We start from the raw sequence: 22,304 nt of genomic DNA on the forward strand, positions 1-22,304 counted from the left end.
AGCTTGTAACTTTTTCACTCTATGTTCCGTTTATAGTTGAGTAGTCCAACGGATGGGGGAGAGAAATAGAGATGAAACGATGGTTTCGTAAACGCTCGCCGTCGGTTATACCGGACAGTCCGTCGTTAGCAGCGAACTCCGGGCCCGGCCCGGGCGATGCACAGTCCGAGCAGGCGGCGGCCCGCGAAGCCGGGCATGAGCGGCCGTCCTGGCGCGCCGGCAAGGCGGATCCGGGAAGCCCGATCTTGACCGTACAGCGGGTCGAGCGCTCGTTTCAAGTAGGCGGGGAAAAGCTGACCGTGTTGAAGAGCATCTCAATGGAGCTGTTTCCGCAGCAGCTTGTCATGCTGAGGGGGCGCTCCGGCTCGGGGAAGACGACGCTGCTCAACTTGATCGGCGGACTCGACCAGCCGAACCGGGGCGAAATCGTGTTCCGGGGGCACAAGTTCCATGAAGCCGGCGACGAGGAGCGGACGGCCGTCCGGCGCCGGGAGATCGGCTTCATTTTCCAATCGTTCGCGCTGCTGCCGCTGCTTTCCGCCTGGGAAAACGTCGAGCTCTCGCTGCGTATGGCCGGTACGCCGAAGGACGAATGGAAGCCGCGCGTGAAGCATTGCCTCGAGCTCGTCGGGCTCGGGAAGCGGATGCACCACCGTCCGTTCGAGCTGTCGGGGGGCGAGCAGCAGCGCGTCGCCATCGCCAAGGCGATCGCCCACCGGCCGAGCCTGCTGCTGGCCGACGAGCCGACGGCGGAGCTCGATTCACAGATGGGCGCGCAAGTGATGGCCGTTTTCCGCGACATTATCCGTTCGGAGAACGTGACGATATGCATGACGACACACGATCCTACAATTATGGAGGCTGCCGACCATGTTTACGAAATGGTGGACGGAACGTTCGTATCCTAATTCCCGCATGAAACCGCTGCTGACGATCGGCATGTCCGCCGCCCTATTGCTGGCGTCCGGCTGTTCGCTCCTGCCGAAAGAGCAAGAGGAGGAGCAGCTGCCGGCCATCAATCCGCCGAAGCTGTCGCAAAAGCCGACTTACGACGTAAAAACGCAAACGCTGGAAACGAAAGTGCGCGGCAGCGGCAAGCTGATGGCACGACCGAAGAGGAGCTGTATTTTACCGAAGAGAACGACGGCAAGCGGATCAAGACGCTGCCCGTCAAAGTCGGCGACCATGTCGAAGCGGGCCAGCTTATCGCCGAGCTTGACGTGGACGATTTGGCGACTCAGCTGAAGCAGAAACAGCTGCAGACGCGCAGCGACGAGCTAACGATGATTGAAAATCTGCGCAAGTCCGACGAATTGACGCCGGAGCAGATCGAGAAGCAAAAAATCGATTTCGAGCTCAAGCGCAAAGAGCTGACCGATCTGCAGACGAAGCTGGACAAGGCGAAGCTTACGGCGCCGTTCGCAGGCACGGTCGTCGCTCTGTACGTGAAGAAAGGCGACCAGATGAAAGCGTACGATACGATCGCTACCGTCGCCGATTTGAGCCAGCTGACCGTTGCGGCGAACATTAGCGGCGACGATCTGAAAAAAATCGCGGTCGGCATGGAAGCACAGGTCGACATTAACGGTGCCGGCACGCATAAAGGCAAGGTGAAGCAGCTGCCGAACCCGAAAACGCAAACCAATAACGGCGGCCAGGCCGGCGGCGGATTTTACCCGGGCGGAGACGGCAACGGGGCGCAGCGCGATTCGATCGACAACTATGTGCTGATTGACCTGGACAAGTTTCCGGACGGGCTGAACCGCGGCACGCCGCTGAGCGTATCGGTCATAACGTCGCGCAAGGAGAAGGCGGTGACGATTCCGGTTGCGGCGCTGCGCTCGTATTCGGGACGCAACTACGTGCAGGTAGTCGACGAGAAGGGGAACAAGAAGGAAGTGGACGTCGAGATCGGCCAGCAGACGGCGACGGACGTGGAGATTGTGAAGGGGCTTACCCCGGGACAGAAAGTCGTAGGTCGATAAACGTATGCAAATGCTGCGATTTTTGTACCGCAAAATGTGGAACACGCGCTGGCTGACGCTCAGCACGCTGCTCGGCCTCGTCATGGCAGTCGCCTTCACGACGAGCATTCCGATGTACGCCGATGGCTCGCTCAAGCGGGTGGTGGCCAAATCGCTGCAGGAGAAAAGCTCGGGTTTGCCCGCAGGCTCGCTGCTCATTCGCTACCAGGCGGCCGGCTCCGACCGGGCCGATCTGGACTCTTTGCGCCAGGTGGACGCGTACATCAAGAACGATATCCCGAACAACATCGGATTTCCTTACGATGCGTTCGCCCGCACGTATTCGATTCGCGGCGCGCAGCTGTCTCCTGAGGATCCGAAGAAAGTCGATCCGAGCAAGCGGCGCCAAATGACGCTGGCCTCGCTGGAGAAGCTGGAAGACCATATCGAGCTGACGAACGGGACGATGTTCGCCGCTTCGCCGCAGAACGGCGTCATCGAAGCGGTCGTGCTCGACGAAGCGCTGTACCGGAACGACATCCATATCGGCGACGTGTTCCTGTATCCGGTGCCGACCGGCCAGGCGCCGCTGAAAGTGAAAATCGTCGGCAGCTTCAAGCCGAAAAGCGATACCGACGCTTATTGGTACCAAGGCCTGGAAGGCCTTGTCGGCACGATGGCGGTCAGTCTTTCCGTTATGGAAGGGACGCTGCTGAAGGAGAAAAACATTCCTTTGCAGCTTGCCAACTGGTACTATGCGTTCAATTTGAAGGACATCAAGACGAGCCAGCTCGGCCCGCTCGAAGCGAAGCTGAACCGGCTCGACATCAACTTGTACCAGACGCTCAAAAATACGAAGGTCGACATCTCGTTCGTGTCGATATTGAACGACTTCAAACGGGAAAGCGTGCAGCTGCAAATCATGCTCTTTACGCTGGCGGCGCCGATGATCGCCATGGTGTTTTTTTACATCGTCATGAACGCGCGCCAGTCGCTCGACCGGCAGCGCAGCGTCATCGCCGTGCTCCGCTCGCGGGGCGGATCGACGCGGCAAATTATCGGCGTTTACTTGCTGGAAGGGCTGCTGCTCGGCATCGTTGCGCTGCTGGTCGGTCCGCTGCTCGGCTGGCTGATGGCCAAAAGCATCGGTTCGTCGAACGGCTTCCTCCAGTTCGTAGACCGCAAAGCGGTGCCTGTCGGCTTTACGCGCGAGTCGCTGCTGTACGGCATTGCCGCCGTTGCCGTGGCGATCGCCGCCACGGTCGTTCCGGCGGTCGGCTTCGCCCGCGCTTCCATCGTTTCCTACAAGCAGCAGCTGGCGCGCTCCGACCGGGCGCCCGTTTGGCAGCGGTGGTTTCTCGACGTCGCGCTGCTCGGCCTCGTCGCCTACGGCTACTATTTGTTCGACCAGCGCCATCTGCTTTCGGTGGAGACGGGACTGACGACGGATCAGCTGCAAGTGCATCCGCTGCTCTTTTTCGTGCCGGCCCTATCGATTTTTGCGCTCGGACTGTTTTTCTTGCGCGTATTCCCATGGCTGCTCCGCCTGTTCGGATGGCTCGGGCGCAAGTTTTTGCCGGTGCCGCTCTACTTGACGCTGGCGCAATTGTCGCGCTCGGCCAAGTCGTATTATCCGCTCATGCTGCTGCTGGTGCTGACGCTCGGCCTCGGCGTTTACAATTCGTCGGCGGCGCGCACGATCGATCTCAATTCGACGGAGCGGACGCTGTACCGGTACGGTTCCGACGTCATCGTTCAAGCGGTGTGGGAAGGGTTTTCCGACGATTTGCCGACCGACCCGAATGCGGGACAGAGCGGTCAGGGCGGCCAGGGCGGACAAAGCGGCGGAGGCGGTCAAGGAAGCGGGCAAGGCTCAGGCCAAACCGGCGGCGGACAGAACGGGGGCGCGCCCGGGCAAGGCGGTGCGGGCGGACCCGGCGGCGTTCAGCAGCCGGCGAAAATTCGTTACGTCGAGCCGCCGTTTGCCGTCTTCCGCGAGCTGCCCGGCGTATCGAACGCGGCGCGCGTGCTGCGCACGAACGGCAACGTCGTCGTCTCCGGTAAAAGCGTCGGCGAGGGCAGCGTGCTGGGCATCGACAACGTCGACTTCGCCAAAGTGGCGTGGTGGCGTGACGATTTGTTTCCGGCCCACCCTTACCGCTACTTGAATTTGCTCGGCAGCTACGAGCAAGCGGCTATCGTGCCGACCGGCTTCGCGAAAAAGTATCAGCTCAAGGAAGGCGATCTCGTCACGATCAGCATCGCCCAGACGCCGGTCGAGTTCGTCATCGTCGGCATGTTGCCATACTGGCCGAGCCAGTATCCGGATCAGAAGCCGTTCTTTGTCGTGAATCTGGATTACGTCTACGATCAGGCGCCGATCGTTCCGTACGAAGTTTGGCTCAAGATGAAAGAAGGCGCCAAGGTGGCGCCGCTGCTGGAGGCGCTGCAGGCCAAAAACATCGGAGTCGCCTCCGTCAAGGACGTGCGCAACGAATTGATTACCCAGGGCAAGCATCCGGCGCGCGGCGGCGTGTTCGGCATACTCAGCCTCGGCTTCCTCGTTTCGGTAGCCGTTTCGCTGATCGGCTATATGCTGTACTGGTTTTTCAACTTGTCGAGCCGGGTCGTGCAATTCGGGGTGCTGCGCGCGATGGGGCTTTCCCGCAAAGGGCTGACTGGCATGCTCTTGCTCGAGCAAATATTCACTGCCGGATTGTCGATCGCTCTCGGCATCGGCATCGGCAAGCTGACCAGCTACTTGTTCCTGCCGTTTTTGCAAACGTCGGAAAACGTGCAGACGGAAGTCCCCCCTTTCCGGGTCGTGTTCAACGCCCGCGACACGAGCCAGCTGTACGTTGTCGTTGCGGTCATGATGGGCATCGGCGCTGCGCTCTTGTTCCTGCACATTCGCAGGCTGCGCGTTCACCAGGCCGTGAAGCTCGGGGAGGAGAAGTGACGGCATGATTACGTGCGACGGACTCGTCAAAATATACAAAACCGACGACCTCGAAGTCGTTGCCCTGCAAGGGCTCAACATTCACGTCGAGCAAGGCGAGATGATGGCCATTATCGGCAACAGCGGTAGCGGCAAGTCGACGCTGCTGAACATTCTCGGCGGCCTCGACCGGCCGTCCGCCGGCCAGGTCAAAGTCGGCGACTGGGACTTGCTCAAAATTACCGACAAGCAGCTTGTCGAATACAAGCGCAGCACGGTCGGGTTCGTGTGGCAGAACAACGCCCGCAATCTGATTCCGTTCCTGACTGCGCTCGAGAACGTGGAAATGCCGATGATGCTGAGCGGCACGTACGACCGCGCGTACGCCCGCCAGCTGCTGGAGTGGGTCGGTCTCGGCCACCGGATGAACAATAAGCTGCACCAGCTGTCCGGAGGCGAGCAGCAGCGGGTAGCGATCGCGATCTCGCTGGCGAACAAGCCGAAGCTGCTGCTTGCCGACGAGCCGACAGGCTCCGTCGACACCCGGACGGCTGACATGATCATGGACATTTTCGGCCGCTTCAATAAAGAGCTGGGCGTCACGATCGTGATTGTTACCCACGACTTGTCGATGGCCGGCAAAGTCGGGCGGGTCGTCGCCATTCGCGACGGCATGACGAGCACCGAATTCGTGAAGCGCAATCCGAACTTGAATTTGCAAGGAGGTGAGGAGCGCAGCACGGTCTATCAGGTGCACGAGGAATACGTCGTGCTTGACCGGGCCGGACGGCTTCAGGTGCCGAAGGAATATTTGCAGCAGCTCAACATTAGCGGCAAAGCGTCGATGGAATTCGACGGCGAACAAATTATTATCAAACCCCCGAAATCGTTGGAAGGAGAATAAAGAGAATGAAACCATTGCTCAGAAAAACGTTGTCGGCCGCCGTCGTGCTGGCGCTGACGGTCCCGCTCGCCACCGCCTGTACGAAGGCGACGAAAAAAGAAACGGAAGGTCCCCATACGCTGCGCATCGCGACGACGATGTACGGCGGCGGCGACGACAACGAATATTTCCGCCAGCAGTTCACGGAAATATTCGAATTCGCCAATCCGAACATTAAAATCGAATTTGTACCGACGATGGACGACCGGTTCCGCTATGGCGGCGGCCCGAAGCCGGGAGAGAAAATTCCTGATCCGTTCGAGAAGATGAAGGAAGCGATGCAGGGCGACAATCCGCCGGATTTGGTCATGGTCGATTACGGACAGCTGCCCGATCTGATCGGCAGCAGTTTGCTGGCTCCGCTTGACCCGCTCATTCAGAAAGATAAGCTCGATACGAGCGGCATCGTTCCGGCCGTGCTGGAAGGCATCAAGCTGCCGCTCCCGACGGGAAGCTGTACGCGCTGTCGCCGCTCTTCAACTCCTCGGCGGTTATTTATAACAAAAAATTGTTCCAGGATGCCGGCGTCTCGTTCCCGAAAGACGGCATGACGTGGCAGGAAGCGTTCGACCTCGCCAAGCGCGTGGCGAAGCCGGACGGCGACAAGCCGATTTACGGCTTCAATTTCAACACGAATGCGCACGGCGGCGACATGTACTGGGCGACGCAAATTTACGCCCAGCCGCTGCAGCTGCGCATGTGGGACGAGAAGGGCGAGAAAATGACCGTCGACTCCGACCAGTGGGAAAAAGTGTGGACGACGATGATTCAGCTGCAGAAAGACAAGGTGATGCCGGAGGCGATCGATTTCAGCCAGCCGGGCAACCGCGCCAAGATGGTGCAGCCGGACCAAAATACGCCGTTCGCCTATGACGACTTCATGTCCGGACGGCTGGCGATGGCGGTAATTAATTACGGCTGGCTGCCGCAGCTGATCAACGCCAACAAGAGCTCCATTCAAGGCTATACGCCGATCGAGTGGGACGTCGTCTCGATGCCGACGCATCCGGAAGCGCCCGGAATCGGCGGGCAAATTTACATGAACGGCATTATGGGCATCAACGTCAAAGCGCAAAACCCGCAAGACGCCTGGAAGTTTATCCAGTTCGTCAACGGCGAAGACTGGGCGCGGCTCAAGTCGCACAGCTCGTATCAGCTCGTTTCTCGGAAAAAGTACATCAACCCGCCGGGAGGAGCGACGTTCAACATCGAAGCGTTCTACAACACGAAGCCGGTGCCTATTAATATTAACGATTACAAAATTACGCGCGAGCTGCCGAACATTTATTCCGTACAAGGGCTCGGCCAGCAGAACTTCATGCAAGCGCTGCAGGGCAAAATGTCGGTCCGCGACGCGCTCAAAAAGTGGCAAACGGACGGCGATGCGATGCTGAAGCAAATGAAAGAAAATCCGACCGGACCAATAACCCCGATGGGGATTTCTGCGGAAAAATAAGGTATAATGAAGCTATGATTTTACGAAATTTACCTATTAAACGATGAGAGGATGCTAGCCATGACCAAAAGCCGCAAGCGCGCCCCGCTCGTCATGACCGCTCTGCTCGCAGCAGTATTGGCGGGTTCGGCGCTGCCGGCCGCTGCATTCGCGGACGACGGCCGCGACGCCATTACGGCGGCCGCACTCGGCCGTGTCGATCTGAACGGCAGCAGCTACGCCGAGGTGAAGCAGGTGAACATGCTGTCCGATCAAAACGGCAAAGTCGTCACCTTTACGCTCAGCGTAACGAACACCGGCGGGAAGGACGTCTCGTTCATCGATTATTGGGTGCGCCTCATCAGCAAAAGCGGAGCCCAGTTCACGGTGAAAATGATGCCGCAGGATAAGGACAAAAACACCATTCCTGCGGGCTCGACGCAAGAGCTGTCGTTCTACTCGACCGTCAACGAAGCGACGTCGCTGAGCGACTTGAAGTTCCGCATCATCAAGTGGGACTTCACCCTCGACAATTTCGAGCGCACGCTCGGCGAAATTCCGGTGCCGGACGATTTCACGGGCGTGGCGCCGGCGGGCAGCTCGCAAACCGTCAAGCTGTCGGGTACGAACATGTCGCTCTACGTCGACAAATTCACGCTCGGCAAAAACGAGAAGTACAGCTTGCCGAACGTGAAGCTGAAGCTGGAAAACGTGGACAACCACAGCTTGACGATGCCGGCGTATCAGTTCGCGGTCCGCACGTCGCAAGGGTACACGTATCCGATGGAAGCCAAAGGACTCAAAGACCTTGTCATCAATCCGCAGGAGACGAAGGACGTCACGTTGTCCGGCAGCGTCCCGATCTCCGTCTCGACCGACGGCTTGCAGCTCGTGATCACGCAAAACTTGGCCGATCTGAAGCTCAACGTGCCGATCGCCTTTTTCCAGCTTCCGGCCGCCAATCAGCAGGATAGCGGCGGAGCGGGCGAGGAAGTGCAGTTCACGGACGAGAACGGGCTGTACACGGCGAAAATGAACGGCATGTACCGTCTCCCTTGGGAAGACCAGGACATACTGACCGCCGATTTGACGGTGTCGAACAACGGTTCGGACTCACTGCCGGTGCCGAACATGAGCGGGTACTTTTTGCTGGATGACGCGGTGAAGGTGGAAGCTAAAGTCGTTACTCCGGCCAAAGTGCTCGGCATGGCGAAAGGCAGCTCCGTCGGACTGCAGGTAGCGGCTAAAGTGCCGTACACGTACGAGTTCAAGAAGCTCAAGCTCGTGCTGCAGGAGAAGCCGGCGGATAAAACAGCGGCGGATCAAACGCCGGTAGACGTGCTGGAATTCGAAACGCCGGCGGAAGTGCTGAACGTGCCAATCTCCGATTCGGCCGCTTCGTTCGCGCTTACCGACCCGGGCTACCGTTCCAAATTTTCGGTTCAGGCCATGCGCAAGTACGAAGGCAAATCGACCGATTTGTATACGGCGGAAGTGCTGGTGGCGAACGAGGAGAAACGGTATGCCAACGTCGCGAAGCTGGTCGCGAACTTGCGGGCGGCTGACGGGACCGTATATCCGGCAAGCGTCCTGGACGTGAAGGACAAAGTGGGGCCGGGAGGTAAAGCTTTGCTCATTGTATCTTGCGTTCTGCCAAAAGGCGCGAATGCTAGCGGCATGAACTTGCTGCTCGGCGAAGCGGTGTCGTCCGACGGCAAGGTCGTGTCAGGTGGGGGTGGAAGCACAAGCAACACGAACAATACCACCACGACTGCAACTTCTGACCCTGATATGTACGTGAAGCCGTTCGCGTTCTGGCTGCCGCAAGTGAACAACGAAGTAAAGACGCCGCTGAAAGACATCCCGCTAGCGCCGTATACGCTGTCGATCGATCATATCGGAACGTCGCTGGAAAACAGGGTGCTGACATTAAAGTTCGACTACGAAATTACGAAAGATACGGGCACGCAAGTGAATACGGAAGGCCGCAAAGTCGTGTTCCAGCTCAACGATACGAACGGGCTGCGCGCCATTGAATGGTCAACCGATTTAAGCAGCTTCGAGCCGCAATCGAGCGATAGCCCGGATACGGCCCAGACGAAACTGAGGGTAGGCCAATACAAAGGCTTCCACATTAGTCTCAACAACGAAGACTTGATATACAAGCTTTCATTCCTGAAGGAATACGATTTCAACATCTACGAAGAATTCCAGGGCCACCGCCGTTTGGTAGGCACCGTGAAGAATACTTGGTTTGCGTACTCTCAGGACTAATCGATCGCTACCATCATAACCTTGAAAAAGACTCCGCCTGGCTACGTCTGCAGGTGGAGTCTTTTTGCTGTGGAGATCGGTCTCGAGAATGATTTGGCCGAAGCGCGAAGCCGCTATAATGAGAAATGGCCGCTGACTCAACCCGAAGTAAGATGCAGTCATGCGCAGTCATACGGCAGTGATATGACTGTTTTCACCGTCAAATCATGACTGTATTCACCTTACGGGTGGCTGGAGAACCGCTATAATGACAACAGTGGCATCGTCTATAGAAGGGGAGGCTCGGAAGGAGTGGGAGGTATCTGGAAAAATATCACAAAAAATTCGCAATGGCCGCATTTTTTCCAAATGATCTCCAATTACAATTAGGGTCAGGATGTACATACGCAAGTAAGGCATGCAAACGGAAGAGGAAAGTGGAGGAACTTTAAGGATGATCAAATTAACCAATTTCGCCATGAAAAACGTGGCAGCAGTGTTTATCCTCATCCTGCTGCTGATCGGCGGAGGAGCCTACTCGGCTTCCTCGTTGAAAGTGGAATCGATGCCGGACATCTCGTTTCCTTTCGTCGCCGTTGTAACGCAGTACACCGCTCCGCCAAGCGATGTGCTCGATCAAGTGACGAAGCCGCTGGAAAAGTCGGTCGCCGGCATCTCCGGTCTCAAAAATCTCGTATCTACGTCGGCCGACAACTATTCGCAAATTTTCATTACTCTTGACGGCGACCAGAAACCGGAGGACATCAAGAAAGACGTAGAGAGCCTGATTTCCAACGTGAAGCTGCCCGATGGAGCGGCGAAGCCGAAAGTGGTGACGCAAGGGTTCGCATCGTCGCCGGTCTATTATTTGGCTTTGTACGGCGAAGACGGCATGAACCAAAACGATCTGGATAAAGCATACAAGGACACCATGTTGCCAGGTTTCAATTCGATCAAGGGCATCGACCATGTCGACTCCGTCGGCAACGCCGAAGCGACGATGACGATCAAGCTCGACGTCAATGCGCTGAACAACTACGGTTTCACCCCTCCGCAGGCGGTGAGCATGCTGCAGGCGGCGCTCGTATCCAGCCCGGCCGGTACCGTAGACTTTAACGGCAATACGGAAATGGTGCGAATCAAAGGCCAATTGAACACCGTATATAACTTGCAGAACATGCCGCTCATGACCCCGAAGGGCGATACCTTGATGCTAAAGCAAATCGCCAAAGTGGAAGCGATCAACGAATCGACATTTTATGCCCGTTTGAACGGGAAACCGGCGATCGGCGTTCTTCTTTACAAGACGAAGGAAGCCAATACGGTCGAGTTCTCCGCAGCGGCCGACAAACTGATTGAAAGCTGGAAGAAGACGCTGCCCAGCGTGAAATTCCAAACGATTTACAACCAAGCGACCGACATCAAGGAATCGGTTCGCGGTATGCTGGAGGAAGGCATACTGGGCGCCATTTTGGCCTCGATCATGATTTTGCTCTTCTTGAAAAACGTTCGTATGACCTTGATCGTTTTAGTCTCCATTCCGCTTTCCATTCTCATCACACTGATGCTGATGGGTGTTATGGATATTTCTCTCAACATTATGACGCTCGGCGGAATGGCGATCGCTATCGGGCGTGTCGTCGACGACAGCATCGTTGTCATCGAGAACATATACAGCCAGCTGGTAAAGCGCCATGAACGCGACGAATCGGTCATCAAGTTCGCTACTCAGCAAGTGGCGGCTGCCATTACGTCGTCGACCATTACGACGGTCGGCGTGTTCGGTCCAATCGCCTTCGTATCCGGCGTCGTCGGCTCCGTATTCCGCCCGTTTGCAATTACGATTGTTTGCGCAATTTTGTCGTCGCTCATCGTTGCGCTCACGGTTATTCCGATGCTGGCTAAGCTGCTTGTGCTCAGGTCGAAGAAGCTGCCCCACCACGACGAGAACCGCGTCGGTCCGATTATGCGCCGCTACAAAGGCATTATGAATTGGACGCTGACCCGGCCGAAGAGAACGTTGGGACTTGCTTTCCTCGTATTTGTTTTGACGCTCGTGGTCACTGTACCTAATCTCCCGGTCGCCTTCTTTGGAGCCGACGAGTCGCAGAAGCAAATGTTTTTCTCCATCAAGATGCCGAGAGAGACTTCCTTCGAATCGATGAATATTAAGGCAAAAGAGCTCGAGCAAATGATGCTGGATGCGAAAGATTCGAACGGGAAGCCGATTTTTACTTACGTGGAATCGCTGGTCGGGTACAATGCCAACGCCTCCAGCGCCACTTCCGGCGACCGCGTTTCCTACTTGACGACCATGTTCGCCGAAGTATCCGCGACAACGAATGCGGAGAAAGCTGCCAAAGAATGGCAGGATAAAATTAAAGCGGAAGTGCCGAAAGGCTCCGAGGTGAATGGAAGCACGTTCTCGGCAGGACCTCCAAGCAGCAGCGGCGCCGACTTCTCCTATGCGCTGAAGGGCGACGACGAGCAATATTTGGAGCAGGCCGTTCAGATGGTCAAGGAGAAAATGAAAGAGTTCCCCGAGCTGCGCGACATTACCGACAGCATGGCGGACAAGAAAAACCAGATCGAGATTACCGTCGACGAGAACAAAGCAAAAATGTACGGATTGAACTCCGGAATGGTGCTGAGCACCGTCGCGGGCTGGATTGCCGAAACGAAGCTGGGCGATCTGAAGTTCGACAATACGCTGTTCAAAACCAAGGTCATGATCGATACTTCTTTCAAAGATTCCGTCAAAAAAATCGGCGAATTTACGATCAAAACCCAGACCGGGGCTGTCATTCAAATTAACGAAATCGCCAAAGTTGCGGAAGTGGAAGCTCCGGTCTCCATTAACCGCGAGATGCAAAGCCAGACGCTGAAAGTGAGCGCCAAGATCGATTCGAACAACAAAGGCGGCGTCAGCGCCAAAGTGAAAGCGGCACTCGACCAATTGAAGCTTCCGCCGGGCGTCAGCACCGAAGTGCAGGGCGTCTCCGACGATATTCAGAAAGGCTTTATGCAAATGTTCCTGGCTATGGCCGCATCGATCTTTATCGTCTATTTAATCATGGTGTTGGCGTTTGGAAACGCCAGCGCGCCGTTCGCCATTTTGTTCTCGCTGCCGCTCGCTCTCATCGGCGGACTGCTCGGCCTCCTGATCACCCGCCAGACGCTGGACATTACGGCTTTGATCGGCTTCCTGATGCTGATCGGGATCGTCGTAACGAATGCGATCGTCTTGATCGACCGCGTGCAACAGCTGCGCGAGCAGGGCTACGAAGTGCGCGATGCTTTGCTGGAAGCGGGGATGACTCGCCTGCGCCCGATCATTATGACTGCCGGCGCTACGATCATAGCGCTGCTGCCGCTTGCTCTCGGTTTATCGAAGGGGACGATTATTTCCAAGGGACTCGCAATCGTCGTCATCGGCGGATTGACGACTTCCACGCTGCTTACGCTCGTTGTCGTGCCGATCGTTTACGAACTTATCGATGCGTTCAAAAAACGTACCCGCCGTATATTTCACAAGCACGACAAAGCCGAAGCCGGACATTCGAACGCGGGCCTAACACACTGAGGGGATAAAGGAGAAAACCAATGAGAATGCGTCATACGAACGAAATGAAAAAGCCGCTGGCTACAATAGCTTTCCAAAGCGCCAAGCTGATCAGCGCCGTCGTGCTGACGGCGGCCCTGGCCGCCGGCTGCTCCAAGGCGCCGGCCAAACCGGCGCAAGGAGCCGCCCAGGAACAACAAATTCCTGCCGTCCGGGTACAGCCCATTGCCAAAACGATGATCGCCGATCCGCTCGAGCAAGTGGCGGACGTCGTGTCCGCCATTCAGCTCGACGTCGTGGCGAAGACTGGCGGGGACGTGCTGGAAATCGTCAAGAAGAAGGGCGAGTTGGTGAACAAGGGCGATGTCATTTTCCGCATCGACCCGACTGATATCGAGCTCCAGCATGAGCAGGCGGAGCTGAATCAGCGCAATTCGCAGCTGCAGTACAGCATATCCAAAGATAATATCGAAAACAGCAAAACCGACGCCCGCAACGGAGTCGCGAAGCTCGAGCAAGCGGTCAAAGATCTGGAGAAGACGTACAACAAGCTGCGCAACGATTACGACGCCGGACTAGTCGCCAAACCGCAGGTCGATCAGGCGGAAACCCAGCTGAACAATACGAAGCTCGATTTGCAGAGTGCCCGCGACAAGCTGAATGCGCTGGAGACGAACAAATCGCTGGAGCAGCTCCAAGTTGCCGCCGATCTCGCTGGCGTAAGCCTGAAGCAAGCGGACCGGGCGCTCGGCAACCTGGAAGTCAAAGCGCCGGCAAGCGGCGTAGTGACGGACCTTGGCATCGAAGTCGGCATGTCGGTGCCGTCGGGTTTCCGGGCAGGCACCGTTCAACAGCTCGATCCGATCAAAATCAAAGCCGAATTGACGGAGGAAACCGCCAAGCTCGTCCGCGGCAAACAAGAGCTCACGTTCTACATACCCGGCGTCGTCGACAAGACGAAGGCGAAAGTGAGCTATTTGGCCGACGTTATGAACGCAACGACCAAATCGTACACGCTCGAGCTGGAAGTGCCGAATCCGGACCGCAAAATCCGTCCCGGCACGAAAGCGCAAGTGCTGCTCACCGAAGCGCAGGATCAGAACGTTGTCGCCATTCCGACGCTGAGCGTCGTGCGCGAAGGCAGCGATACGTATGTGTTTGTCGTAAACGGCGACCATGTCGAGAAGCGCAAAGTCGAGCTAGGACGCTTGAAGGATGCGAACCAGGAAGTGCTGTCCGGCGTCAAGGAAGGCGAACAGCTCGTCGTGACCGGCCAGCATCTGCTGAAGGATAAAGACAAAGTACAGCTAGCGAAATAACCGAGGAGGACTTATCCGTGAAAAAATATTTGAAAACAACATTCGCAACCGTCCTGTTGTCCGCAGCCATCGCCACTTCCGCTCTGCCGGCAGCTCGCGCCGACGGCGAACCGGCAGGCGCGCCGGCTACGCTTCAGTCCTACACGTTGAACGACTCGCTGCGGGTCGAAGTGAAGAGCGTGCTGAACGAACGGGTGAAAGACGGAACAAGGCTCGGCGCGGTCGTCCGGCTGACGAACACGACCGGCAAATTAACCCGGGTGCCGGATTACGAGCTGCGCCTGAAGACGGAAGACGGCACCGAATATACGCTGCAGCCGAGCGCGACGAACGTGCCGTCCGTGAACGGCAAAGCGACCCGTGAGCTGAGCTATATGCTGACTGTCGACCGCTCCGACGACATCAAGATCGCCGATATCGAATGGGTTGACGTCGATCTCTATGTCTATCCGAAAAAAGAAACGCTCATGTTGGACATTCCGGCCGCGGGCATGATCTGGGAAGGCAAAGAGAGCGCAATCGAGGACAGCAACGCGATGAGAAAATGGGGCGAAAGTTTTACGCTGCCGTCTTTGAATTCTCCGCTCGTCTACAAGCCGGTCGATCTGACCCGCGACTTTAACGGCCAAAGCCCGGTCAGCGTCGTTCAAGTGCTCGTCGAAAACCCGACCTCCGACCGTCAGGCACTGCCGGACTTGGCGATGGACGGCAAATCGGCGACCGACGTGTACAGCGGCCAGCTCGTCGAGCAAGGCCCGATCGTGCTTGAAGCCGGCGAGAAGCGTTACGTGCATTTCGCCATCCAAACGGATATCGATACCGTGCTGCAAAGCTTGAATGTGCTTACCGTCGAAAAGTATGCGAGCGCTGAAGGGCAGAAGACGTTTAATGTCGGACATTTGAACATCGTGCTGCCGACAGCAACAGTGACCGCTCCGTCGGCAAGCGATGCCAAATACAAGCTTGGTACGCCGATCGCATTCGACAAGCTGAACAAAATCATTCACCAGAATTTGGAAGTATCTCTCGTCGAGCTTCACGTCCAGGATAACGACAGAGACGGCTTCAAGACAGCCATCGCAAAATTCAAGCTGCTGAACAAAAGCGATCGTCCGCTGCCGGTGCCGTCGTTCGCGACCGAGCTGGTCAGCACAGATGGCTACGTCTATGCCGGATTCGCTCAAGCGATAACGGCACAGCGCGTCATCCCGAGCGGAGCGACGACCGTATCGTACTCGTTTACAGTGCCGAAGTCGCAGGAGAGCACGGATCTGGAGCTGCGCCTGCTCGACGCGCAAACGGTGAAGCCGTACAAATCGGTCATTGCTGCCATTCGTGCAGATGCCCAGCTGGACGATACGATTCAGGTCACAGAGCTCAATATGTATCCGTTCAAGCTGAAAATGAACAATTGGACGGCCAGCGCCAACTTCCAAGGCGTATATACGTACAAGCTCAAGCTGGACCTCGATATTCAGCAAGATCCGCAAGCGATCGTCGACAGCTCTTCGCCGAAGCTGCAGATCGATGTCGTAGGCTCCGACGGCCGCGTTATCGCCAGCTTGCCGAACTTGGGCTTGACCGGCGTGAACGCGCTGATCAACGGTTCCAACGAAATTTCTTTGAGCGCTGCTACCACGCAGCTGGAAATTCCGTTCACGTTCCGCATTTACGAATCGTTCACGAACACGAACGGCGAGGTGGCCAAACGGCTGCTGACGACGCTGAAGTAATACCGCGCCATGAAAAATGCCGCGTTCGCCCTGCAGGGCGGACGCGGCATTTTTGCCATAGCGGGAAGTTGCGGCCGTCAGCCGCGCAGCAGAAACGTTTGGTGCGCCGTCCAGGCGCCGTTGTCGGTCTGGTACAGCAGGTGGAAACGGTCAATCCGGCTCGTCAAGTCGAGCTTTTTCGATTTGACGCTGGCGAGCACGTCGTGCAGCTCGTCGCTATTCATTGCCTGGCCGATCGTCAGGTGTGGATTGAACAGGTACGTCCGTTTCGGCTCCTCTAACCCGCCGGTGCAAATTGCCTCGTACAGACGCTGCATCGGCTTTGTATCGGACAAGGCCATGTAGACGACATTCGCGACCGGATAAAACGAACTAAAGCGGTTGAAATGGATCGTGAACGGCGCTGTCGTTTGAGCGGCCTGCTCAAGCAAAGCGACTGCCCGCTCCAGCTGCTCGTCGGTCCATTCATCCTTCTCCCGAATCGTTAAATGCGGCTGGATGAGACTGTAATGAGGGTCATACCGTTTGCGGAAACTGTTGGCGATATCCTGCACTTCTTTCGATGGGAAGACGGCGATGCCGAATTGCACGGAAATCCCTCCTCCGGACTGTTTAGATCTATTATAAAGGAACAGGGGCTGCAAGCAAAGCCGCACCGTCTACAGTTTACCCTAAATTGGGAGGATGCACGCATCGCAGCAGCATATCGTGAAGCAAGCCGTTAGAAGGGCCGGTTTTTGGATATGCTAAAGGACAGACAATCCCTGACAACAAGGAGTGCAAACCGTCATGCAATGGGTGTACTGGGCCAAGCTGTACGACAGCAAATTCCAAGCCGGATGCTTGGCGAAGCGGATGGAGGAAGACTGGTGGATCTACGGCTACGAATGCCCGCAGCAGGTGGAAGTGTACAAATCGCGCAAAGGACGATTCGGCGTCCGCTATTCGCTTTAGTTTGTCCAAGCAGAAAAAATTCCTTTTTTCCTTGACTTCGAGCTTTCAATTAGTGTATATTTATTTTTGTCGCTGCGAATTGCGATTTGCAGCCGATTGGACGTTACCGCGGGGTGGAGCAGCCCGGTAGCTCGTCGGGCTCATAACCCGAAGGCCGCAGGTTCAAATCCTGCCCCCGCAACCAATTTCACATTCGCAGGGGCCCTTAGCTCAGTTGGTTAGAGCGGTCGGCTCATAACCGATTGGTCGCAGGTTCGAGTCCTGCAGGGCCCATTCGATATCGCGCAACCCTTACAATTGTAAGGTTTTTTTTATTTTTTCCCAAAAGGAAGCCCGCCATTCGTTGTCTTGAAAATGCCGAGACAACAGCGCGGGCTTTTCGTTTGCAGCGCCACGCATTACAGGCGTCTTTCTCCATTTTTCGACTTGTTCGCCAAACTTCGCATTCGCTATCAAAAAAAATTTAAAATTTCATAGGAAATTAGAGGGATTTTGGCCGATTCTGTCAAACTTATTGTACAGAATTCATTTCTTTATTAATCGAGGGGTGCTCAGCATGATTGCCGCCAAAAATCGAGTCATGATCCTGATGTCATTGCTGCTAATCGTATTGTCATTTATTGTGCACGCGTTACACCGCTCCGGTCATCTTTTTCATCGCGAAGGGAGCGTCGGGGCCGTAACGCTGAACGTGCTGCTCGCCATCCCGGTTCTCTTCTTCGCAATAACCGTCGTTTGCTACGCGATTCGCAAAAACCAAGTATGGATTCCGTATCTCAATATGCTCACGTTAACGTTTGGAAGCATTTCGATCATAGCCGGCGGCTCGGGTATGGTGGAGTATCATTTTTCCGTCTTCATGGTACTGGCCATGCTGCTGTACTACGAAATGATTCCGCTGCTGTTGATCAGCGCCGTCCTTTTCGCCATTCATCATATCGCGGGTCTGTTTGTGATGCCGGAGCTTGTGTTCGGGTCCAAAGACTACTCCTTCGCGATGGTTTGCATCCATCTTGTTTTCGTTGTGCTCTTTATGGCCAGCGTCGTGTATCAGCTCGTTGCCAGGAAGCGGGCGGCCGCCGCGTATAAACAAGAGCAGGAGGCCAAATTTCAACAAGCTGTCAGCCACATCGTATCGGACATTTCCGAATCCTCGTCCCATGTCGAACAAAATTCGAAAGTACTCGCGGGAAGCTCGGACCAGCTGCTTCAGCTGACCGGCAACATCGCGGGCCTCATGGCGAATGTCAACCGCGTAGCGGAAAAATTGTACCAAGGCTCCGAGGATAGCCTACGCTCGATAGAGGAAATTTCCGTCGGGGTGAGCTCGATTGCGGAAACATCCTCTCATGTCGCCGAATCGTCTTCGGTCGTTAGCGGCGAGGTGGAGAAGGGCGCCACTTCCGCCGCGGAAGCCGTCCGCATCATAACGGGGGCGAACGAAGCGGTGAGACGGGCAATCGATAAATTTTCAAACGTAAAAAGCCGATCGGAAGAAATCAACAACATTGCCTCCGTCATCTCGGACATTTCGTTTCAAACGAATTTATTGGCGCTTAATGCCGGTATCGAAGCGGTTCGGGCAGGAGAGCAGGGAAGAGGGTTTGCCGTCGTCGCCAGCGAGGTAAGAAAGCTCGCCGAGCAATCGAGCAACTCATCGAACCAAATTTCCGAGTTCATCGGGCATATTTTGCACGAAATCGAGACGACAAGCACGTCCATGGGCGAAGTGCGGCAGGAAGTGGAGCAGGGCATGCAGGCGATTCAAATTGTCGGCGAAGCGCTGAACAATATTCTTGAATCTACGCAGAAAGTCGCCGAGGAAATTTTGAACGTGTCGGCCATTTCCCAACAAATTTCCGCCAGCAGCGAACAAATCGTAAGTTCGTTCAAAGAAATTTCGCAAACTTCCGGGACGGTAGCCGAGAGCGTCCAAGGCGTTACATCGCTATCGAACGAACAAGTTCAATTGATCCAGGCGTCGTCAGATCTGGCCGGGACTTTGGCGCAGCTGGGTGAAAGGCTGAGCGCGATCATCGATCGAACGAGAAGCATCTCCCAGAGCATTGCCGCCGAGTAGCATGACGAACTCTATATTTTGATTTAATTTACAATTGACATACTATATATAGAGGTTTATACTTGAGATGTGGAAGTCAGAATTGTCGCACAAATCTTTGTTTTAGCTTTTAGGCTTTTCATCATAACCTTTTATATTGATTAAGCCTGCCCGATTGCGGGCAGGTTTTTTTGCATAGACGTATTTGGCTGACCGGCAAGACGCACGAGGTAGCGATAGCGAAGGCAGATGTGCTAAAATAAATGCATAAGTGACGATAATCGCGCATTTGTGCTGACATTGAAAGGGGTTCTTCCCGTGATACCCACTTTAATTTTCTCGCTCGTGATCGCAGCTCTCATCCTGTGGGGTACGATCTGGGTAACAAACAAAGCTTATGCGAAAAAATGGGAACAGCCCGATGACGAGAACTGATCCCGGTCTAGGAATAGGCAACGGTTCCATCTCGGCAGGGATGGCTGAAAAAAAAGCGCCAAGAGATCGCTCTCGGCGCTTTTTCATTTTTTATAGCGAGATGCTGCGAATGAGCCAACCTTCGGACGGGCTGCGGACGAGGTCGAAGGTCAAATCGGCGCCGCGGCCTCTGGACGATCCTTCCTCATATAAGGTGACGTGCATCGTCCAGGCGACGCTCGGTTCGCCCGTTTCGAACCGTTCCGCATCTTCCCACCGGGGGAGCGGTTCGCTAACGCGCAGAAGCTTCACTCTCCTGTCCCGGAAAGCGTCCGAGACGATGGTTTGGGCATCGCCTTCGGCTGCTAGCATATCGAGCAATTGCCGGTCTTGCTGATTATAAGCAATAACGAACAGCTCTGAGATTTGATAAGGAGACAGGCCGCGCAAAAACGAAGGCAGCTTTCCTGCGGCCCTGTGAATCATCGTTTGGTGGGCGAGATCGATATTCGCTTTGCCGTGCGTCATGCTGTCGAGAAAATGGATGCAGAAATGGCCGTTGAAGCCGTTGCCGGGTATGCCGTCGCCGCCGTGGGGCATGCCGTTCATCGAGGCTGCGAACAGCCGGTTGTCGTAACGAAGCAGCACCGCGCGCCGGTCCCAGCTCCAGCTGCCGCCGTAAATGCGTTTCATCGTGGCCGAGTCGTTTTTGGTAAGCGGCTGAACGTCTGCATGGGCGCTGCCTGCCCGCCGCTGTGCTTGGAACGTAAGCCCTGTCTCGAGATCGATAACATCGAACTTGGCCATGCGAGGCACCGCCGCTTTCGCCTCGCTCCACGGGAGCAATACCCCGTAAAAGCGGGCTCGCACGCGCTCCTGCGCGCTGCGCAGCTCGCGCCGCCACCGTTCGGACAATTGGAGCCGGACACCCGCGGCAAGGTCGACGACGGACCCGTCTTCGTCGACGGCGTATGTCCCGTTCGTGCCCGGCCAGGATACGAACGTATCCAGCCGCTCCGTGCGCGTGCGCGATTGCGGAGCGTCCTCCCGATGCTGCGCCGCATTTTCCAACGCACGGCGCAAGCCGCGGCTAGGCAGCTCCTCGCGCGCTTCATATGCCGCTGTGCGGGATGTTCGCACCGTCAGCACGACGGCATCGAGCGAGTCGCTTGCAGCCGAACGTTGCCCGGGCTGTTCCGCATCCCCAGCTTCCGGTTCCGGTGCGATATTTTGCAGGAAGGATAAGGTTCGTGCGCTTATGCCCGCTGTGACGGTGTTAGCAGCAGACGCTGCTATTGCTGGTTTCAGTACGTTTGCTCCGGCGGCGGCAACGAGCGCTGCCGCAAGTACCGACACAACGAGCCGGACCGCCGCTTGTTTCGCTTGTCGCATGGATCCTGACCTCCCGTCATCCTCGGCTCGTAACTTTCTCATTATTTGTCGTTGGCAGGGGAAGCATGCATGTACATAATGCGCAGTAAATTTGAAATAAGCTCATATAAAATGGTAGCGATATGCTACAATAGCAATCGGACCATTTTCCAATCCTGTTGCGGAGGTGTTACATATGAATCGACGTTTGCGCTGGGGCGTTGTCGCTGCGCCCAAATTGCATTCAGATCGTTCATTCCGGCCGTCAAGCAGTCGCAGTTCGGCGAGGTCGCCGCGATTGCCAGCCGGGACCGGGAGAAGGCGCGTACAGCCGCCGAAACGCACGGCATTGCGAAGCATTACGGCAGCTATGCCGAGCTGCTGGCCGATCCGGATATCGATGCCGTGTACATTCCGCTGCCTAATCATTTGCATCGCGAATGGACGATTCGCGCCGCGCGGGCTGGCAAGCACGTTCTGTGCGAGAAGCCGATGTCGCTGTCGGAGCGGCACGCGGTGCAAATGGTCGAAGCGTGCGAGCAGTTCGGTGTGAAACTGCAGGAATCGTTCGTATACCGGTATCACCCCCGATACGACCGTGTCCGTGAAATCGTGGCTTCCGGGGAGCTAGGCGACATTCGGGCGATGCACGGAACGTACACGTTCAACAAGTCTGCCGTAGCCCAAGACGTACGCTTCTCGCGGGAGATGGGAGGGGGCGGCTTGTACGACGTCGGCTGCTACTTGATCAGCGCGGCCAGATACGTGCTCGGACAAGAGCCGGTCGCTGCGACGGTGCAGGCTCTGTTTTCTCCGCAATATGACGATGTCGACATGATGGCCTCCGGTCTGTTGGAGTTCCCGAACAGCGTCGGGTTTACGTTCCAATGCGGGATGTGGGCGGAGTTCACGAACAGGCTTGAAATCCGCGGGACGGATGGCTTGATCGTGCTGCCGTCGGCGTTTACGCTGCGCGACCCGCTGAATCCGAACTTGCTTGTGACGGTGCGTGGGGAGACGCGCGAGGAGCCGATGGAGCGGCTTAACCAGTTCGCGCTGGAGGTAGACCGGTTTGCGAGGACGATACTGTTCGGCGAGCCGGAGCCGTTCGATCCGTGGGATAGCGTAAGGAACATGAAAGCGCTGGAAGCTTGCCTTACATCCGCTCGCGAGGGGAAGCGGATCGTCATCGAGCAGTAATCTTATTAGGGAACATCGGAGCGGCGCTCGAGGAGCGCCGACCACTTATTTATAACAATTTTTTCCGGTGGAGACTCTTGCCAAAAAGAGCGGATTTCGGTATAGTACTAATCGTGATCTTAAATAGAACGACTAGTCGTTTTATAGCATGATCCGCCA

At 56.1% G+C, this 22,304-nt stretch carries 16 protein-coding genes and 2 tRNA genes; 16 read left to right on the forward strand and 2 right to left on the reverse strand.

The genetic code is table 11. The features are described from left to right. Positions 1 to 71 precede the first annotated feature (71 nt). From SD70_RS05310 to SD70_RS05350, 11 genes are all read left to right on the forward strand, one after another. The gene (locus SD70_RS05310) at positions 72 to 908 is read left to right on the forward strand and encodes an ABC transporter ATP-binding protein (protein ID WP_082053146.1); all 837 of its coding nucleotides are present in this window, start codon (positions 72 to 74) and stop codon (positions 906 to 908) included. Further along, positions 871 to 1,245, forward strand: a complete 375-nt coding sequence (locus SD70_RS39685; RefSeq protein WP_331436722.1) for a hypothetical protein — start codon at positions 871 to 873, stop codon at positions 1,243 to 1,245. The genes SD70_RS05310 and SD70_RS39685 overlap by 38 nt, the downstream gene beginning before the upstream one ends. Beyond that, on the forward strand, positions 1,206 to 1,985 hold the full coding sequence (locus tag SD70_RS05315) for an efflux RND transporter periplasmic adaptor subunit (RefSeq protein WP_449267210.1): 780 nt from the start codon (positions 1,206 to 1,208) through the stop codon (positions 1,983 to 1,985). The genes SD70_RS39685 and SD70_RS05315 overlap by 40 nt, the downstream gene beginning before the upstream one ends. 4 nt (positions 1,986 to 1,989) lie before the next feature. Then, the gene (locus SD70_RS05320; RefSeq protein WP_041046325.1) at positions 1,990 to 4,923 is read left to right on the forward strand and encodes an ABC transporter permease; all 2,934 of its coding nucleotides are present in this window, start codon (positions 1,990 to 1,992) and stop codon (positions 4,921 to 4,923) included. 4 nt (positions 4,924 to 4,927) lie between these two features. Further along, positions 4,928 to 5,806: an ABC transporter ATP-binding protein gene (locus SD70_RS05325; protein WP_041046327.1), complete on the forward strand. Its 879-nt coding sequence runs from the start codon at positions 4,928 to 4,930 to the stop codon at positions 5,804 to 5,806. Positions 5,807 to 5,811: 5 nt separating this feature from the next. Beyond that, positions 5,812 to 6,396 (forward strand): ABC transporter substrate-binding protein, encoded by a 585-nt coding sequence (locus SD70_RS39145; protein WP_269432422.1) that lies wholly within the window; start codon positions 5,812 to 5,814, stop codon positions 6,394 to 6,396. Beyond that, on the forward strand, positions 6,354 to 7,301 hold the full coding sequence (locus SD70_RS05330) for an extracellular solute-binding protein (RefSeq protein ID WP_269432423.1): 948 nt from the start codon (positions 6,354 to 6,356) through the stop codon (positions 7,299 to 7,301). Before SD70_RS39145 ends, SD70_RS05330 begins: the two co-directional genes overlap by 43 nt. A gap of 60 nt (positions 7,302 to 7,361) precedes the next feature. Beyond that, the gene (locus SD70_RS05335; RefSeq protein ID WP_052487072.1) at positions 7,362 to 9,554 is read left to right on the forward strand and encodes a hypothetical protein; all 2,193 of its coding nucleotides are present in this window, start codon (positions 7,362 to 7,364) and stop codon (positions 9,552 to 9,554) included. A gap of 433 nt (positions 9,555 to 9,987) precedes the next feature. Continuing rightward, entirely contained in the window at positions 9,988 to 13,116 is a 3,129-nt protein-coding gene (locus SD70_RS05340; protein ID WP_041046331.1) for an efflux RND transporter permease subunit, read from the forward strand. A 20-nt stretch (positions 13,117 to 13,136) separates the two neighbouring features. Further along, positions 13,137 to 14,414 carry an efflux RND transporter periplasmic adaptor subunit gene (locus tag SD70_RS05345; protein ID WP_231571053.1) on the forward strand — a complete coding sequence of 426 codons (1,278 nt, stop codon included), beginning with the start codon at positions 13,137 to 13,139 and terminating at the stop codon, positions 14,412 to 14,414. Positions 14,415 to 14,431: 17 nt separating this feature from the next. Beyond that, positions 14,432 to 16,147 (forward strand): hypothetical protein, encoded by a 1,716-nt coding sequence (locus tag SD70_RS05350; protein WP_041046333.1) that lies wholly within the window; start codon positions 14,432 to 14,434, stop codon positions 16,145 to 16,147. Between the two features lie 77 nt (positions 16,148 to 16,224). Here the strand turns inward: SD70_RS05350 and SD70_RS05355 are convergent, their stop codons facing one another. After that, entirely contained in the window at positions 16,225 to 16,737 is a 513-nt protein-coding gene (locus tag SD70_RS05355; protein WP_041046335.1) for a 2'-5' RNA ligase family protein, read from the reverse strand. Positions 16,738 to 16,936: 199 nt separating this feature from the next. On the opposite strand from SD70_RS05355, the gene SD70_RS36785 reads away from it, so the two are divergent. From SD70_RS36785 to SD70_RS32865, 4 genes are all read left to right on the forward strand, one after another. Next, positions 16,937 to 17,101: a hypothetical protein gene (locus tag SD70_RS36785; RefSeq protein WP_197080945.1), complete on the forward strand. Its 165-nt coding sequence runs from the start codon at positions 16,937 to 16,939 to the stop codon at positions 17,099 to 17,101. 107 nt (positions 17,102 to 17,208) lie between these two features. Beyond that, positions 17,209 to 17,285: transfer RNA gene (locus SD70_RS05360), tRNA-Met, on the forward strand. A 15-nt stretch (positions 17,286 to 17,300) separates the two neighbouring features. Beyond that, positions 17,301 to 17,374: transfer RNA gene (locus tag SD70_RS05365), tRNA-Ile, on the forward strand. A gap of 283 nt (positions 17,375 to 17,657) precedes the next feature. Next, complete coding sequence (locus SD70_RS32865; RefSeq protein ID WP_052487073.1) at positions 17,658 to 19,181, forward strand: methyl-accepting chemotaxis protein; 1,524 nt, start codon at positions 17,658 to 17,660, stop codon at positions 19,179 to 19,181. A 504-nt stretch (positions 19,182 to 19,685) separates the two neighbouring features. On the opposite strand, the gene SD70_RS05375 is transcribed toward SD70_RS32865, so the two are convergent. Continuing rightward, positions 19,686 to 20,966 carry a hypothetical protein gene (locus SD70_RS05375; protein ID WP_052487074.1) on the reverse strand — a complete coding sequence of 427 codons (1,281 nt, stop codon included), beginning with the start codon at positions 20,964 to 20,966 and terminating at the stop codon, positions 19,686 to 19,688. Between the two features lie 69 nt (positions 20,967 to 21,035). On the opposite strand from SD70_RS05375, the gene SD70_RS05380 reads away from it, so the two are divergent. After that, a complete protein-coding gene (locus SD70_RS05380; protein ID WP_331436723.1) occupies positions 21,036 to 22,145 on the forward strand; it encodes a Gfo/Idh/MocA family protein in 1,110 nt (369 codons plus the stop codon). Positions 22,146 to 22,304 lie beyond the last annotated feature (159 nt).

It is taken from the genome of Gordoniibacillus kamchatkensis, from assembly GCF_000829455.1.
Classification (GTDB): domain Bacteria; phylum Bacillota; class Bacilli; order Paenibacillales; family NBRC-103111; genus Gordoniibacillus; species Gordoniibacillus kamchatkensis.

Bases quoted from the DNA above. Each gene is read 5' to 3' on its own strand.
- SD70_RS05310 (WP_082053146.1), top strand. From the start codon at position 72: ATGAAACGATGGTTTCGTAAACGCTCGCCGTCGGTTATACCGGACAGT.
- SD70_RS32865 (WP_052487073.1), top strand. From the start codon at position 17,658: ATGATTGCCGCCAAAAATCGAGTCATGATCCTGATGTCATTGCTGCTA.
- SD70_RS05320 (WP_041046325.1), top strand. From the start codon at position 1,990: ATGCAAATGCTGCGATTTTTGTACCGCAAAATGTGGAACACGCGCTGG.
- SD70_RS05340 (WP_041046331.1), top strand. From the start codon at position 9,988: ATGATCAAATTAACCAATTTCGCCATGAAAAACGTGGCAGCAGTGTTT.
- SD70_RS05380 (WP_331436723.1), top strand. From the start codon at position 21,036: ATGTACATAATGCGCAGTAAATTTGAAATAAGCTCATATAAAATGGTA.
- SD70_RS05325 (WP_041046327.1), top strand. From the start codon at position 4,928: ATGATTACGTGCGACGGACTCGTCAAAATATACAAAACCGACGACCTC.
- SD70_RS36785 (WP_197080945.1), top strand. From the start codon at position 16,937: ATGCAATGGGTGTACTGGGCCAAGCTGTACGACAGCAAATTCCAAGCC.
- SD70_RS39685 (WP_331436722.1), top strand. From the start codon at position 871: ATGTTTACGAAATGGTGGACGGAACGTTCGTATCCTAATTCCCGCATG.
- SD70_RS39145 (WP_269432422.1), top strand. From the start codon at position 5,812: ATGAAACCATTGCTCAGAAAAACGTTGTCGGCCGCCGTCGTGCTGGCG.
- SD70_RS05375 (WP_052487074.1), bottom strand. From the start codon at position 20,966: ATGCGACAAGCGAAACAAGCGGCGGTCCGGCTCGTTGTGTCGGTACTT.
- SD70_RS05335 (WP_052487072.1), top strand. From the start codon at position 7,362: ATGACCAAAAGCCGCAAGCGCGCCCCGCTCGTCATGACCGCTCTGCTC.
- SD70_RS05345 (WP_231571053.1), top strand. From the start codon at position 13,137: ATGAGAATGCGTCATACGAACGAAATGAAAAAGCCGCTGGCTACAATA.